Consider the following 15,536-nt stretch of genomic DNA (forward strand, 5'->3'; position numbering starts at 1 on the left):
GGGCGGGTCTTGGGTAAGCCCGTCGAAAGCCGAAAGACGCGGGACAGATCATGGCACTTATCTTCCGATGGCTCCTCAGGCTCGTCAGCACGGCGATCCTGTTGGCGGTGATTGCCGTGGCGCTGGTCTATTACCTCGCCTCGCGCTCGCTGCCCGAGTACGACAAGACGCTTGCCGTCTCCGGCACCACCGGGGATGTCGAGATCGTGCGCGACAACGCGGGCGTGCCGCATATCTTTGCCCCCGTGGATCGCGACGTCTACTTCGGCCTCGGCTATGCCCACGCGCAGGACCGGCTGTGGCAGATGATGATGCTGCGCCGCACCGCGCAGGGCCGCCTGTCCGAGCTTTTCGGCCGCCGCACGGTCGAGACCGACACGCTGATGCGCCGGCTCGACCTCTACACCCACGCCATGCGCTCGGTCGAGGCGCAGGACCCCGAGACGCGCGACGCGCTCGAAGCCTATGCCGCCGGGGTCAATGCGCGCGTGCAAGAGATCAACTCGGAAAGCCTCGGTCGCGGCGCGCCGGAGTTCTTCCTGTTCAATGCCCCGATCGCGCCGTGGCAACCGGCGGATTCGCTGGCGGTGATCAAGCTGATGGCGCTGCAACTCTCGGGCCAGTTCCGAGATGAGATCCTGCGCGCCCGCACCTCGCTGGCCCTGCCCGATCCCGAGATGATCCGCGATATTCTGCCCGACATCCCCGGCCCCGGCATCGCCGAGCTGCCCGCCTATGCCGCGCTCTTTCCCGGCAAGGGCCTGCCGCAATATGCCAGCGCGTCGCGCCCGCGCCCGGCGATGATGCCGGTGGCCGAGCCCGGCCTTGCCGGGGCCTCCAACGCATGGGCCGCCGCGCCGGATCGCTCTGCCGGTGGCGGCACGCTGCTGGCCAATGATCCGCATCTTGGCTTCACCGCGCCCTCGACGTGGTATCTCGCGCGGATGCAACTGTCATCCGGCGACGTCATCGGTGCCACCATTCCCGGCGTTCCGGCGATCATGCTGGGCCGGTCCGAGCATGTGGCTTGGGGGCTCACCTCGTCCTATCTCGACGATCAGGACCTGCATATCGAAGAGCTCGACCCCGAGAACCCCGAGCGCTACCGCACGCCCAGAGGCTTCAAGACATTCAGCACCCGCCGCTCGATCGTCAATATCAAGGACGAGGCGCCGGTCACCCTTACCCTGCGCTGGACCGACAACGGCCCGGTGCTGCCGCGCACCGCCTTCGATCTCGACCAGATCACCCCGCGCGGCGATGTGGTCTCGCTCAGCTGGACCGCGCTCAGCGACGACGACAGCTCGATGAGCGCCGCGATGGGCCTGATGCGCGCGCAGGATGTGGATGAGGCGCTGACCGCCAGCGAAGATTTCGTCGCCCCCTCGCAGATGCTGACGCTGATCGATGACGAGCATATCGCCATGAAGCTGATCGGTGCCATGCCCAAGCGAGATGCGACCCATCAGACCGAGGGCCGCATGCCCAGCCCCGGCTGGATCGAGGCGAACCGCTGGCAGGGGATGTTCCCGCCCTCCGAAAACCCCGTCTTCAAGGACCCCAAGGGCGGCATCCTCGGCAATACCAACAATAAGATCATCGACCGGCCCTTCCCCGAGCATGTCACCTTCGACTGGGGCGACAGCCAGCGGGTGATGCGCTGGCAGGCGCTGATGCAGGGCCGCGAGGTGCACACCCGCGACAGCTTTATCGAGGCGCAGCTCGACACCGTTTCGCCCGCCGCGCGCACCCTGCTGCCGCTGATCGGGCGCGATCTGTGGTTCACCGGCGAGGCCGCGCCCGAGGGCACCCCGCTGCGCCAGCGCGAGCGCGCGCTCGACCTGCTGGCCAATTGGAACGGCGAGATGAACGAGCATCTGCCCGAGCCGCTGATCTACGCCGCATGGCTGCGCGCCCTGCAGGACCGGCTGATCCGCGACGAGATCGGCCCGCTGGCGGATGAGTACACCCACGTCGACCCGCTGTTCATCGAGCGCGTGTTCCGCGACATCGACGGCGCGGGAAAATGGTGCGACGTGCTGCGCTCGGCCCCGGTCGAGACCTGCACCGACATCGCGCGCATGGCGCTCGACGACGCGCTGGTGTGGATCGGTGAGCGCTATGGCACGCAGCTCGAAAGCCTGCGCTGGGGCGATGCGCACCAAGCCACGCATAAGCACAGCGTGCTGGGCGATGTGCCGCTGCTGAATTACTTCGTGAACATCCGCCAGACCACCTCGGGCGGCGACTTCACCCTGCAGCGCGGCGTCACCGCGGGCGACGGCCCGGATCCTTTCGCCAACGTGCATGGCGCCACCTATCGCGGCGTCTATGATTTCGCCGATCCCGACAGTTCGGTCTTCATCATCGCCACCGGCGAGTCGGGGCACCTGCTGTCGCGCCACTACGACGATATGGGCACGCTCTGGCGGCGCGGCGAATATATCCCGATGTCGCTCGACGAGGATCTGGCCCGCGCGGCTTCGGTCGGGATCACGCATCTGGTCAAACCATGACGGCTGGCAGCCGCCTCAGCCGCGCCGAGGCGCAGGCGCTCGCCCGCGACGCGCTGGCCGAGCAGCATCCGGAGCGCGCCTTTGGGCTGGGCTGCCTGAAGAACATCGACCGCCCGATGCGCGCGCAGGTGTTTTGCGCCGCCCATCCGGACGCGCATCTGGTGGTGAAGGTCTACGCCCCCGCAGAGGCCGACAAGGCCCGCGCGCAGGCCGAGCGGCAACGCGCGGTCGCGGCGCAGCTGCAGGCCGGACCGTGGCGCGCACCGGAGGTGCTGTTCTTTGACGAGGCGCGGCTGGTTCTGGGCATGAGCTACGCCCCCGGCCCCAACCTCGCCGAGCTCTGGCCGCGCATCCCGCCCGCCAAGCGCGACGTGCCGCTCATCGCCGCAGGCTGCTGGCTGGCCGCGCTGCACCGGCCCACGCTGGAGCCGCGCAAGCTGCGCCCGCGCGGCCAGCTTGCTTGGCTCGAAGCGCAGCTTGAGGCGGCCCGCGCCTCTGACGACGGCTTTGCCGAATGCGAGAATTTCGCCTTTGCGCTGGCGGCCCTGCAGGATCTGTTCCCGCAGGCGCGCGGGCGCATGGCGACCCGCGCCGTCACCCACCGCGATCTGCATCTGTCCAATCTGGTGAGCGCGACAGGCGCGCTTTGGGGGCTGGATGTGGAGAACGCCAAGCCCGATGCACCCTACCGCGATCTGGTGGGGCTGCTGGTCGACGCGCTGGCACGCAGCCCGGCCCCCGATCCCCGGCGGTTCGGCGCGGCACTGGCGCGTGGCTATGGTGACGACACCACCGATCCCATCGCGCGGCTGTTCCTGCAGCGCGCCTATGCGCTTGGCGTCTGGTGCCGCACCCCTTCCGAGCCATCGCAGCACCAGCGCGCACGGCTCGAGGCGGCGAAGATGATCCTCGCCGCCGAAAGCGCGCTTTTCTAGGGAGACAACGTCCTTGCAAGGACGTTGCAACTTTCTTCGAAGAAAGTTGCCTTACACCGTCTCGAACTGAGCACGATCCTTGGCCGACCAGCGCAGGTGCAGAAGGTAGCCCTCCTCGTCCTGCTCCTCGCCCAGCACCAGACCCTTGCCAAAGAGCCACGCCCGCCGCTTGCCCTCATCGAAGCCAAGCCGCACATCCTCTTCGACCGCGGCGCCCTGCAGCTTTTCAGTCACCGCCTCGAGAAGCTCGTGCAGCCCCTCGCCGGTCAGCGCCGAGACGGCAAAGATGCCCTCGTCGCGCGCGGCCCGCGCCAGCGCGGCGTCATGCTCTTCGGGCTCCAGCCGGTCGATCTTGTTCCAGACCTCGATCTGCGCCACGTCCTCGGCCACACCAAGCGAGCGCAGGATGCCATAGACATCCTCGGCCTGCTCCATGGTGCCCGGATGCGAGATGTCGCGCACATGCAGCACGATGTCCGCCGCCAGCACCTCTTCGAGCGTGGCGCGGAACGCGGCGACCAATTCGGTCGGCAGGTCCGAGATGAAACCCACCGTATCCGACAGGATCACGTCGATGCCGGTCGGCAGCTTCACCGCACGCATGGTCGGGTCGAGCGTGGCAAAGAGCATGTCCTTGGCCATCACATCGGCGCCGGTGAGGCGGTTGAAGATTGTCGACTTGCCGGCGTTGGTATAGCCCACCAGCGCCACGATCGGATAGGGCACCTTGGCGCGCGCCTTGCGGTGCAGGGCGCGGGTCTTCACCACCTTGTCGAGCTGTCGGCGCAGGCGCACCAATTGCTCGTCGATGGCGCGGCGGTCGGCCTCGATCTGCGTCTCGCCGGGGCCGCCGACGAAGCCGAGCCCGCCCCGCTGACGTTCGAGGTGGGTCCAGGCCCGCACGAGGCGGGTGCGCTGGTAGCTCAGTGCCGCCATCTCGACCTGCAGCACGCCCTCGCGGGTGGCGGCGCGGTCCGAGAAGATCTCGAGGATCAGCCCGGTCCGGTCGAGCAGCTTTACCTTCCACTCTTTTTCGAGGTTGCGCTGCTGCACCGGCGTCACCGGGCCGTCGACGAGCACCAGCTCGACCTCGGCCTCGCTGATACGCTCCTTCAGTTCGGCAATCTTGCCGGAACCGAAAAGCGTGCCGGGGTGCGGATCGCGCAAGGGCACGACTTCGCTCCCCACAACCTCGAGGTCGGGGAGAGCGGCGGCCAGGGCCACACCTTCGTCGAGCGCCATCTCCGCATCGCGGCGATCACGGTCGGACTTGATGTCGGGGTGCAGGACCCAGGCGCGGGTCACATGCGGGTCATGTTCGTTCAAGCGTTATCGTCGCCGTCATAAAGGTTGATCGGCTGCGACGGCATGATGGTCGAGATCGCGTGCTTGTAAACGAGCTGCGATTGGCCATCCCGGCGCAGAAGGACGCAGAAATTGTCAAACCAAGTGATGACACCCTGCAATTTCACACCGTTGATCAGGAAAACCGTGACCGGAACCTTGGTCTTCCGAACATGATTAAGAAATGCGTCCTGTAGATTTTGTCTGTCCGAAGCCATTAAATTAGCCTTTTTTTCTTGCCTTCGCCGTTCTGGGGCGCTCCCTCGTTCTGGGGGAGTATGTATTGCAAGTGCCGGAACTTCCAGAGCAAAAATATCCCCTTTTTGGCATCCGCCGCGAGCGGCGCACATTCGCCTGCCAAGAGCGTGTCAATCGCGCCAGATATCCGGCGTGAGCAGCACGATGATGCCCAGCACTTCAAGGCGCCCCAGCACCATGGCGGCCACGAAGAGCCCTTTGGCCGCCTCGCCCATCTCGCTCAGCGGCACCGGCTGCTCGGCGGCGGCGCGAATGAGCGGGCCGCAATTGGTCAATGCGGCCACGGTGGTGACCATGGCGTTCTCGAAATCCAGCCCCGAGAGCGCGAAGAGCAGCGAGAAGGCGGCGATGGTCATGGCAAAGAGCATGAAGAACACCCATGCCACAAAGGCCCCCTGCCGCCGGATGCGCCGCGCCATGACGCCCGAGCGGCCAAGTGAGTGCGGGTGCACCAGCCGTTCCATCTCGCGCACGCCCGCAAGGTAGAGCGCGTAGATTCGCAGCAGCTTCACCCCGCCCGCCGTGGTCGCCACGCCGCCGCCCATGATCGCCAGCCCCATCAGGATGACGCCCGGTGTCTGCAGCCCGGACCAGCCGCGCACGGCGGCCCAATCGGCGCTTTGAAAGCCGGTGGTCGACAGGAACGACAGCGCGGTGAAAAGCCCGCCCCAGAGCGCCCGGACCCCGGCGGTGAGGTCGGTCTCGGTGCCGATGTCGAACGCGGCGATCCAATGCCGGAAGAACAGTGCCACCGGCAACATCACCACGATCAGCAGGCCAAGACGGAACTCGGGATCATTCTGCAGCCGCGAGCCCGCGAGCCCCTTTGTGTCGCCCGAGAAGGTCAGCCGCGACAGGGCGAAGAAGAGGAACAAAAAGATGATCATCTCGCCCGCCATGCCACTGCGCGCCTGCTCTGGCCCGCCCACCGGCGAGATGCCGGAGGTCGACAGCGTCGACATGGCGTGGCTCAGCGCCACCAGCGGCTGGTCCCCGGCCATCATCAGCATGATCCACAGCGCCAGCGTCAGCCCGCTATAGATCGGCACCAAGACCCGCGCCGAGGCCGCCAGCCGCAGCGCCGGATCCGACGCATCGCGGCGCGCGGCCCCAGCATCGACGCTCTGCCCCGGCTCGCCCGAGGCGGTCACCTCGAATCCCCCAAGCGTCAGCGGGGCCAGCAGCGCCGCCGAGCTGACCCAGATCAGCAGCCCGCCAAGCCAGCCCACCTGCGCCCGCCACAGATGCTCGGCGATCGACAGCCGCTCGGGCGCAAACAGCGTGGCTCCGGTGGTGGTGAAGCTCGAGACCATCTCGACATAGGCGTTGAGAAAGGTGGTGGTGCGCACCGCCTCATGGAACGGAACCGCCAGCATCGCGGGCAGCAGCAGGAAGGCCCCCAGCAGCGCCAGAAGCTGCCGCGAGGCGCTGCGGTAATGCGTGCGTGTGGCCTGCGCGATGGTGATCAGCGTCGTCAGCACCATGCCGACGATCCCGGCATAGAAGAAGCTGCGCGCGTCGTGGAATTCCTCTGCCGCCAGAGCCACCGCCGCGGGAATGATCATCGAGGCGCTGGCGATCCCCGCCAGAAGCAGCAAAAGAGGCGTGCGGGCGAGCGAGATCATGGCTCAGAAGAAATCGATCGAGACCTGCAGAAGCCGTTCGACCTCCGGCACGTCCTTGGCCAGCGCGAACATGACGATGCGGTCGCCCTCTTCCACGCGCAGATTGCCGGTGATCTTCACCACCTCGCCATCCTTCATCACCGCGCCCACCAGAACGCCCTCGGGGAAGTCGATCTCGCGGATCGCGCGGCCGGCGATCGACGAGGTCGACAGCACCTCGGCCTCGATCACCTCGGCCTCGGCATCGCCGATGGAATAGACCGAGCGCACGCGGCCATGGCGAATGTGGCGCAGGATCGAACTCACGGTGGTGGCGCGCGGGTTGATGTGCGCGTCAACGCCCATCGGCTCCATCAGCGGCACCAGCGTGGGATCGTTGATCAGCGCGATGGCCATCGGGCAGCCCTCGGCCTTGGCGCGCACGGCGGCCAGCATGTTGGTCTTTTCGTCGTCGGTCACGCAAAGCACCGCGTCGGCGCGGCCAATCCCCGCCTCGCGCAGCAGCGCCGTGTCGAGCGCGTCGCCATGCAGCACGATGGTCCGCTCCAGCGCGTCAGCCGCGCGCTCTGCCGAGCGGCGGTCCTTCTCGATCACCTTGGCGCGGATGCGGTCGGGGCGGCTTTCCAGCGCCCGCGCCACCGCAAGGCCGACGTTGCCACCGCCAAGCACCACGATACGCTCCTGCTTGCGCTGCGCCTTGCCGAAGATCTCCAGCGTGCGCTGGATGTCGTCGGCATGGACCAGCACGTAACAGGCATCGCCCGCGAAAATCTGATCGCGCGGCTCGGGCGCGAACAAAGTGCCCTCGCGCCGGATGCCCACCACCACCGAGCGCAGCGTCGAAAAGAGGTCCGACAGCTGCCGCAGCGGCGTATTGATGATCGGGCAATGCTCGTCGATTGTCAGACCAAGGAGTTGCGCCCCACCCTCGAGAAAGCGTTCGGTGTCAAAAGCCGCAGGGGCCGAAAGACGCTGCAGCGCGGCCTCCGCCACCTCTTTCTCGGGCGAGATCACCACGTCGATGGGCAGGTGATCGCGGCGATAGAGATCGGAGTAGATCGCCGTCAGATAGCTCTGCGAGCGCAGGCGGGCGATCTTGCGCGGAATGGCAAAGATCGAATGGGCCACCTGACAGGTGACCATATTGACCTCATCCGAATAGGTGGCCGCGATGATCATGTCGGCGTCGCGCGCACCGGCCTTGTCGAGCACATCGGGATAGGAGGCGAAGCCCGCGATCCCCTGCACGTCGAGCGAATCCGTCGCGCGGCGGACGAGGTCGGGGTTGTTGTCCACCACGGTTACGTCGTTGCGCTCGCCCGAGAGGTGGCGGGCGATTTGCCAGCCGACCTGGCCGGCGCCGCAAATGATGACCTTCATGTCGTCTGCCTAATCTGCTGGCCCGAGGCCGGGATTGCGTCCGGCATGACATGCCGGGCGCTAACGGTCAATCCGCAGGCGGGGTTACGCGCGCCGGACACCCGGCGCGCGTTGCCATCCTGTCTTGCCCGCAGGCGGGATGCTCAGGAAACCTGCGACACCTGCTCGTCTTCGACATAAGCGATACGGCCACCGGATTTGGCCCCGGTGACCACACCCAGCGACTTCAGCTTGCGGTGCAGCGCCGAGCGCTCCATGCCGACGAAGGCCGCGGTGCGGGAGATATTGCCGCCAAAGCGGTTGATCTGGGTGAGCAGATATTCCCGTTCGAACGCCTCGCGCGCCTCGCGCAGCGGCAGAGTCGCCAGCGTGCCCGACAGCACCACGCGCCCTTCTTCCGCCTCGCCCGCCGGTCCGTCCTGCGGCAGTTCGCGCGCCTCGATCGGGCCGGTGCCATCGCCGAGGATCAGCACCCGCTCGATCAGGTTCTTCAGCTGCCGCACGTTGCCCGGCCAGACCATGGTCTGCAGCAGCGCCACCGCGTCGTCGGAAAGCTCGCGCAGCGGCAGGCCCTGCCCGCGGTTGAAGCCTTCGATGAAATGCCGCGCCAGCATCGGGATGTCCTCGCGCCGGTCCTCGAGCGAGGGCACGGCGATCGGCACCACGTTGAGGCGGTGGTACAGCTCCTGCCGGAAGGTGCCCGCGGCGATCTCGGCGTCGAGATCGCGGTTGGTCGAGGAGATCACCCGCAGATCGACGCGCACCTTGTCGGTGCCGCCCACCCGCGTGAAGCTTTGGTCGACCAGCACGCGCAGGATTTTCGACTGCGTGCCGAGCGGCATGTCGGCGACCTCGTCAAAATAGATCACCCCGCCGTGCGCCTGCTCCAGAAGACCGGCCTCGATGCCGCGCTCGGCGCTCTCGCGGCCAAACAGCATCTGCTCCATGTTCTCGGGGGCGACACCGGCGCAGTTGACGGTGACGAAGGGGGCCGAGGCGCGACCGGAATTGGCATGGATGAACCGCGCCGCCACTTCCTTGCCCGAGCCCGCCGGGCCGGTCAGCATCACCCGGCCATTGGATTTGGTCACCTTGTCGAGCTGGCTGACGAGGCCGCGGAACATGGCGCTGTCGCCGATCATCTGCGCCACTTCGGTCTCGCGACGACGCAGCTGATTGTTTTCGCGGCGCAGGCGCGAGGTTTCCATCGCGCGGCGGATCACCACCAAAAGCTGGTCGATATTGAAGGGCTTCTCGATGAAGTCATAAGCGCCCTGCTTGATCGCCGCCACGGCGATCTCGATGTTGCCATGTCCCGAGATGATGATGATCGGAATATCGGGATTATCGCGCTTGACCGTCTTGAGGATGTCGATCCCGTCCATCTTGCTGTCTTTCAGCCAGATATCGAGGATCATCAGCGCCGGAGGTTCGGAGTTCACCTCGTTCATCGCCTCGGTGGAGTTGCCTGCCAACCGCGTGGTGTAGCCCTCATCCTCGAGAATGTCCCCGATCAGCTCGCGGATGTCGCGCTCGTCGTCGACGATCAGGATGTCGCTCATATCTGCCTCTCCAGTTCCGAAATATTCTTATCCGAATTCTCCGGCTGTGTGCCGGTTGTGCCGAGCGGCAGGCGGATCACCGCCATGCCCCCGGCATGGGTGGCGCCGCCAAACAGCGGCGCATCCTCGAGAGACAGCGTGCCGCCGTGCTCCTCGATGATCTTCTTGACGATGGGCAGGCCAAGGCCGGTGCCCTTGTCGCGGGTCGTCACATAGGGTTCGAACAGCCGCGCCCGGTCCTCGGGCAGGCCGATGCCATTGTCCATGATGTGGATGAGCGCGCGCCCGTCCTCTTCGGCAAGGCTCACGCGGATCTCGGGATGGTGACCCTCGGGCGCGCCCTTTTCCTGCAGGCTCTCGATCGCCTCGCCCGCGTTCTTGATGAGGTTGGTCAGCGCCTGCCCGACCATCGTGGCATCAAGCTCAGCGGGCATGTCATGCGCTGGCAGATCGCTGACGAAACGGATGCCCGGCTGGCCGGTTTCCTGCAGCAGCACCGCGCCGCGCAGCAGCGACACCACGTCCTCGGGCTTGCGCTCGGGCTCGGGCATGCGGGCGAACTTGCTGAACTCATCGACGATGCGGCGCAGGTCCTCGGTCTGGCGCACGATGACCTCGGTCATCTGGTCGAGCTTCTGCGCGTCTTCCTCGGCCAGTTCGCGCGAGAATTTGCGCTTGATGCGCTCTGCCGACAGACGAATGGGCGTCAGCGGGTTCTTGATCTCATGCGCGATGCGCCGCGCCACGTCGCCCCAAGCCGCCATACGCTGCGCGCTGACAAGATCGGTGACGTCGTCGAACGCGATCACATAGCCTTCGAGCGTGCCATCCTCGCGCCGCCGAGGGGCGAGCCGCACCAGAAGATGCTCTAGCCTGCCGTCGCGGCTGACCTTCACCTCTTCCTGCGCCGTCTCCAGCCCGTTGTCGCGAAGCCGGTCATAGAGCGGGCCGAACTCGGGCACCGCCACGGTGAGCGGCACATCGGCGCGTGGGGTCTCCCAGCCGAGCAGCCGCTCGGCGGGGCGGTTGACGAAGGTTACCTTGCCCTCGGCATCGAGGCCGACAACGCCCGAGGTGATCGACGACAGCACGGAATCGAACAGCCGCTGGCGGCGCTCGATCTGGCGCGTGTTTTCAAGCAGCGTCTCGCGCTGGCCCTTCAGTTGGCGGGTCATCTGGTTGAAGTAGCGCCCGAGCATGGCAATTTCGTCATCGCCCTCGCCCTCGATCACCTGCACATCGAGATCGCCCGCCCCGACCCGCTGCGCCGCGCCGGTGAGCCGCCCCACCGGGCGCGCCAGACGTTCGGCGAACCACAGGCCCAGCCAGATCGCCGCAAGGATCAGCAGCAGCGCAAAGCCGAGGTACAGCAGCGCGAAGTCAAACAGCCGCCGCCCGCGTTCGCTTTCCTGCTGCTGGTAGAAGCGCGCGGTCTCCTGCGTCTCGTCGAGCAGGTTCAGAAGGTTCCCGTCCACCGCGCGGCTGACATAGAGAAAACGGTCGGCAAAGGCCGAAAGCGGCACCAGCGCCCGCAGTTCGTGATTGTCCCAATCGGGGATCAGCACCAGCCCTTCGGCGCGGGCGCGGAGGAACTGATCGCGGGTCGGCTCCTCGTAGTAGAACAGATACGAGCGATCGCCGCGGGCGCGGATCTCGCCGCCGCCGTCGATCACATAGGCCTCGCGCAAGCCGCGCTGGATCTGGCCCTGTCCCTGCCCCAGCACCTGCCGCACATCGCCGTCATCCAGCGCGAAGTTGGCCCGCCGCGCGCCGTCGATGAAGCGCGCCAGCGCCTGAACGTCCTCGGTCAGACCCTCGCGCTGTTCCTTCTCATAGGCTTCGGCTGCAGCAAGCGAGGCCCCCACCACGTTCTGCACGCGGCTGGAGAACCATGTCTCGAGGCCGATGTTGATGGTGAGAACGGCAAAGACCGCGACGGTCACCGTGGGCAGCAGCGCCATCAGGGCAAACACCCCGGTCAACCGCAGGTGCAGCCGCGAGCCCGCCGATTGCGCACGCCGGTCGGCGATCATCCGCACCAGCCGCGCCAAGACCAGCGTCGCGATGAGCAGCACATAGACCATATCGGCCAGCAGCACGAGCCGCAGGCTGAGCTGTGTCGCGCGGTCGCCGCCGCCTAGCGGCCCGAGGACGAAAAAGGTCATAACCGCCAGAACTGGACCCAGCAGCACAAGCCCAAGGGTCGCCACGTTCTGAACGCGCCTTTGTCGGCGCAGCCTGCTCAGCCGCGCCCACGTCGAACTCCGTGCCCGGGTGGCCACAGATTCACCTCACACTGATACGCTGCTCGTGGCAGCTCCGCCAAAGGCTGTGGCTTCTAGTGAAAGCGCCGCCCCGAGGGCGGCGCAATGCGGCCACATGCCTGTGACGCTTTTACATCAGTTTGCGGCGGCGTGTCACGCGAATATCCAGATCCGTGATCTTCTTACGCAAGGTATTGCGGTTGATGCCAAGCAGATCAGCACATTTCGCCTGATTCCCGCCGGTTGCCTCTAGGGCAATCTCGATCAAAGGCGCCTCGACCTCTTTCAGGATGCGCGCATAGAGCCCCGGTGCCGGCAACATATTGCCGTGCAGATCGAAGTAACGGCGCAGGTGACGGGCCACCGATGTGCTCAGTTTCTCGCTGTCGCCGCCGCGCAGGATCGGTCCGGTGTCGGGCTGGTTGCCCAGCACCGCCTCAACTTCGGCGCGGCTGATCTCTTCGGCGCGGCTGGTCAGCGACAGGCGGCGCACCGAGTTCTCGAGTTGCCGCACGTTGCCCGGCCAGCTGTAGGCGCGGAAAAGCTCAGCGGCATCCTTCGACAGCCAGCGTTTCGAAGCGCCCTCGCGCTCGGCCCGCTGCAGAAAGTGATCGGTGAGCAGCGCGATATCCTCGACCCGCTCGCGCAGGCTCGGCACGTTGATCGTCGCGCCCGACAGGCGGTAGTAAAGGTCCTGCCGCACGGCGCCCTCTTCCATCGCCTGCGCCAGATCGCCCTGGCTGGTGGCCATGAAGCGCGGCACATGCTCGCCCGGAATGTCCATCATGCGCACCACGCGCGCTTGGATTTCATCGGGGATATCGGTGATCTCGTCGATCAGCAGCGTGCCACCCTTGACCCGCGCCAGCACCCGCGCCGGCCCTTCGAGGTCAGACAGGTCCGCGCCGGTCACGGTGATGAACGGCAGCGTGCGGCGGTCCGAGAAATCGTGGATCGCGCGGGCGATCAGCGATTTTCCCGTGCCGCTCTCGCCAGAGATCAGCACCGGCAGATCGGTGTTCATCACCTTGGCGACAAGGCGATAGAGCGCCTGCATCGCCGGGGTCTTGCCAACCAGCGGCAGCTCGTCCGGGCCATCGGCACCGATCGTCGCGACCTCTTCACGCTTGGGCGTGCGGTTGCGGTTGTCGAGCGCCTTGGCGGTGCGTTTCATCAGATCGGGCAGATCGAAAGGCTTGGGCAGATAATCGTAGGCCTCTGCCTCTGCGGCCTGAATGGCCGTCATGATGGTGTTCTGCGCCGAGATCACGATGACCGGCAGATCGGGCCGGTCCTGATGGATTTTCGGCAGCATTTCCAGCCCGTTGCCATCGGGCATGACGACGTCGGAGATCACCACGTCACCCTTGCCTTCGCCGACCCAGCGCATCAGCGTGGTGAGCGACGAGGTCGCATGCACCTTGCAGCCGGCGCGGGTCAACGCCTGGGTCAGCACCGTGCGGATTGTGCGGTCGTCGTCAGCGACAAGTACGGTCCCGTCCATTTACCTGTTCTCCTCAATCTCGCGCGGGGCGCGCGGCAGTGAAATGCGAAAGACCGTGCGGCCGGGGACCGAGTCCACCGAGATCCAGCCGTCGTGGTCGGAAATGATCTTGGACACCAGCGCGAGGCCAAGCCCGGTGCCGTTTTCCTTGCCGGATACGAAGGGGTCGAACACGTCGCCCTTGATATCCTCGGGCAGGCCGGGGCCGTCGTCGATCACTTCGATCTGCAGCGGCAGCTTCTGGGTCGAGCCGTCGGGGCGGCGCATCCGGAAGCTGTGCTCATAGAAAGTGTGCAGGCGGATCGTGCCGCCCTCTTTCGGGTCGGCGGCCTCGGCGGCGTTCTTCAGAAGGTTCAGCACCACCTGCAAAAGCTGATCCGGATCGCCATGGGCGAGCGGCAGCGAGGGGTCGTAATCCTCGACGAACTTCATATGCGCGCCAACGCCCAACTGGGTCGAGCGGCGGGCGCGGTCCAGCACGTCGTGCAGGTTGACCGGTTTTTTTTCCGGCGCCGAGAGATTGCCGAACTGTTCCACCTGCTCCAGCAGCTTCACGATGCGGCGGGTCTCGGCGACGATCAGATCGGTCAGCTCCAGATCTTCCTTGCTGAGGTTCATCGACAGCAACTGCGCCGCGCCGGTGATCCCCGCCAGCGGGTTCTTGATCTCATGCGCCAGCATCTCGGCCATGCCGATAGCCGATTTCGCGGCGGATTTCACCGAATGGCTCTGGGTCATGCGCCCGGCCAGTTCGCGCGGGCTAATCAGCATGATGAACCAGCCGGGATAGTTCTGCACCGGCGCAAGCTGCAGGTTGCACACCAGCGGCGGGCGGCTGCCGGTGCCCACGTCGACATCATTGACGAAGAGCGGCGTGCCATGTTCGCGGGCGCGGCCAAGGCTCTCTTCGAGCGGCGCATCCACGGCGAGACGGTCCCAGATCGGCTGGCCCACCAGCCATTTCGCCGAGTTGTTCATGAAGCCTTCGGCAGCCGGGTTCATGTCGGCGATGCGCTCTTCGGCATCCAGCAGGATCGCGGGCACTGGAAGCGACGACCAAAGCTGCATCAGCAATTCATTGTTCGTGCTCATGCCGCGACCTTCAGATCGGCGTCCAGCGCCTCGTTGAGCAGGCGCAGCGTGACCGCCGGATCGCGTTCGGTCAGGATGCGTTTGCGCAGGCCCGGCTCGGGCGCTGCGTGATCCATGTACCAGCCCAAATGCTTGCGCGCGACACGGCCGCCCAAGTCCTTGCCGTAAAATCTCAGCATCGCCTCGTAATGCTCTGCAACCATTTGGTAAAATGCCTTTCCTTCCGGCACCTCAGGTGCCGCTGTCCCATAGAGCTCCGACGCAATCTGCGCGAGCCGCCAAGGTGCGCCCTGCGCCCCGCGCCCGACCATGACACCTGCGGCGCCAGAGGCCTTCAGCGCGGCCCGCGCCGTGGCCGCATCGACAATGTCGCCATTGGCGATCACCGGGATCGACACCGCCTCGACGACCTCGCGGATCGCCGCCCAATCGGCAGAGCCTTTGTAGAACTGGCAGCGCGTGCGCCCGTGGATCACGATCATCTTCACGCCCGCCGCCTCGGCCCGCTTGGCGATCTCGGCGGCGTTCAGGCAATCGCCGTCCCAGCCAAGCCGCGTCTTCAACGTCACCGGCAGATCGACCGCGCCGACAACCGCTTCGATCAGCCGCAGGGCGTGATCCGGCTCGCGCATCAACGCCGATCCCGACCAGCCGCCCGTCACCTTCTTGGCCGGGCAGCCCATGTTAATGTCGATGACCTTGGCCCCCATGCCCGCCACATGGCGCGCGGTTTCGGCCATCGGCTCGGGCGCGCGCCCGGCAAGCTGGACAGAGGTGTTCTCGATGCCAGCGCCCAGTTCGGCCTTCTCGCGGGTTCCCGGGCGCGCGGTGAGAAACTCGCCGCTGGCGATCATTTCCGACACCACAAGCCCCGCGCCAAAGCGCGACACCAGCGTGCGGAAGGGCAGATCGGTGATTCCCGCCAGCGGAGCCAGCAGGACCGGGGGTTCGATGAGTCTGTCACCCAGCGAGAAGTTCAAGCGCCTATTCCTTGTGCAGTTGCTTGGGAGTTAACGTGCCTCCGCCGCGTGTTCAATCATTTGGGGACATTAGCTG

Annotated in this window: 11 protein-coding genes; 2 read left to right on the forward strand and 9 right to left on the reverse strand. The window is 66.2% G+C overall.

Annotated features, from left to right (window positions below; genetic code table 11):
- The first annotated feature begins 50 nt into the window (after positions 1–50).
- Both AYJ57_RS01805 and AYJ57_RS01810 read left to right on the forward strand, forming a co-directional pair.
- The gene (locus tag AYJ57_RS01805; protein ID WP_066100368.1) at positions 51–2,516 is read left to right on the forward strand and encodes a penicillin acylase family protein; all 2,466 of its coding nucleotides are present in this window, start codon (positions 51–53) and stop codon (positions 2,514–2,516) included.
- The gene (locus AYJ57_RS01810) at positions 2,513–3,451 is read left to right on the forward strand and encodes a phosphotransferase family protein (protein ID WP_066100371.1); all 939 of its coding nucleotides are present in this window, start codon (positions 2,513–2,515) and stop codon (positions 3,449–3,451) included. The genes AYJ57_RS01805 and AYJ57_RS01810 overlap by 4 nt, the downstream gene beginning before the upstream one ends.
- Before the next feature lie 51 nt (positions 3,452–3,502).
- Here AYJ57_RS01810 and hflX read toward each other — a convergent pair whose 3' ends face one another.
- The 9 genes from hflX to dusB form a co-directional block, all read right to left on the reverse strand.
- Entirely contained in the window at positions 3,503–4,756 is a 1,254-nt protein-coding gene (hflX, locus tag AYJ57_RS01815) for a GTPase HflX (protein ID WP_083191260.1), read from the reverse strand.
- 17 nt (positions 4,757–4,773) lie between these two features.
- Positions 4,774–5,013 carry an RNA chaperone Hfq gene (gene hfq, locus AYJ57_RS01820; RefSeq protein ID WP_066100377.1) on the reverse strand — a complete coding sequence of 80 codons (240 nt, stop codon included), beginning with the start codon at positions 5,011–5,013 and terminating at the stop codon, positions 4,774–4,776.
- 150 nt (positions 5,014–5,163) lie between these two features.
- A complete protein-coding gene (locus AYJ57_RS01825) occupies positions 5,164–6,678 on the reverse strand; it encodes a TrkH family potassium uptake protein (protein ID WP_066100379.1) in 1,515 nt (504 codons plus the stop codon).
- Between the two features lie 3 nt (positions 6,679–6,681).
- Positions 6,682–8,058, reverse strand: a complete 1,377-nt coding sequence (gene trkA / locus AYJ57_RS01830) for a Trk system potassium transporter TrkA (protein ID WP_066100382.1) — start codon at positions 8,056–8,058, stop codon at positions 6,682–6,684.
- A gap of 143 nt (positions 8,059–8,201) precedes the next feature.
- On the reverse strand, positions 8,202–9,620 hold the full coding sequence (gene ntrX, locus AYJ57_RS01835) for a nitrogen assimilation response regulator NtrX (RefSeq protein WP_066100384.1): 1,419 nt from the start codon (positions 9,618–9,620) through the stop codon (positions 8,202–8,204).
- Positions 9,617–11,902: a sensor histidine kinase NtrY-like gene (locus tag AYJ57_RS01840; RefSeq protein WP_083191118.1), complete on the reverse strand. Its 2,286-nt coding sequence runs from the start codon at positions 11,900–11,902 to the stop codon at positions 9,617–9,619. Before AYJ57_RS01840 ends, ntrX begins: the two co-directional genes overlap by 4 nt.
- A 112-nt stretch (positions 11,903–12,014) precedes the next feature.
- The gene (locus tag AYJ57_RS01845) at positions 12,015–13,388 is read right to left on the reverse strand and encodes a response regulator (RefSeq protein WP_066100390.1); all 1,374 of its coding nucleotides are present in this window, start codon (positions 13,386–13,388) and stop codon (positions 12,015–12,017) included.
- Complete coding sequence (locus tag AYJ57_RS01850) at positions 13,389–14,480, reverse strand: two-component system sensor histidine kinase NtrB (RefSeq protein WP_066100393.1); 1,092 nt, start codon at positions 14,478–14,480, stop codon at positions 13,389–13,391.
- The gene (gene dusB / locus AYJ57_RS01855; protein ID WP_066100395.1) at positions 14,477–15,460 is read right to left on the reverse strand and encodes a tRNA dihydrouridine synthase DusB; all 984 of its coding nucleotides are present in this window, start codon (positions 15,458–15,460) and stop codon (positions 14,477–14,479) included. The genes AYJ57_RS01850 and dusB overlap by 4 nt, the downstream gene beginning before the upstream one ends.
- Positions 15,461–15,536: the final 76 nt, after the last annotated feature.

It is taken from the genome of Salipiger sp. CCB-MM3, from assembly GCF_001687105.1.
In the GTDB taxonomy this organism is placed as follows: domain Bacteria; phylum Pseudomonadota; class Alphaproteobacteria; order Rhodobacterales; family Rhodobacteraceae; genus Salipiger.

Bases quoted from the DNA above. Each gene is read 5' to 3' on its own strand.
- AYJ57_RS01850 (WP_066100393.1), bottom strand. From the start codon at position 14,480: ATGAGCACGAACAATGAATTGCTGATGCAGCTTTGGTCGTCGCTTCCA.
- AYJ57_RS01845 (WP_066100390.1), bottom strand. From the start codon at position 13,388: ATGGACGGGACCGTACTTGTCGCTGACGACGACCGCACAATCCGCACG.
- AYJ57_RS01810 (WP_066100371.1), top strand. From the start codon at position 2,513: ATGACGGCTGGCAGCCGCCTCAGCCGCGCCGAGGCGCAGGCGCTCGCC.
- trkA (WP_066100382.1), bottom strand. From the start codon at position 8,058: ATGAAGGTCATCATTTGCGGCGCCGGCCAGGTCGGCTGGCAAATCGCC.
- ntrX (WP_066100384.1), bottom strand. From the start codon at position 9,620: ATGAGCGACATCCTGATCGTCGACGACGAGCGCGACATCCGCGAGCTG.
- AYJ57_RS01805 (WP_066100368.1), top strand. From the start codon at position 51: ATGGCACTTATCTTCCGATGGCTCCTCAGGCTCGTCAGCACGGCGATC.
- hfq (WP_066100377.1), bottom strand. From the start codon at position 5,013: ATGGCTTCGGACAGACAAAATCTACAGGACGCATTTCTTAATCATGTT.
- AYJ57_RS01825 (WP_066100379.1), bottom strand. From the start codon at position 6,678: ATGATCTCGCTCGCCCGCACGCCTCTTTTGCTGCTTCTGGCGGGGATC.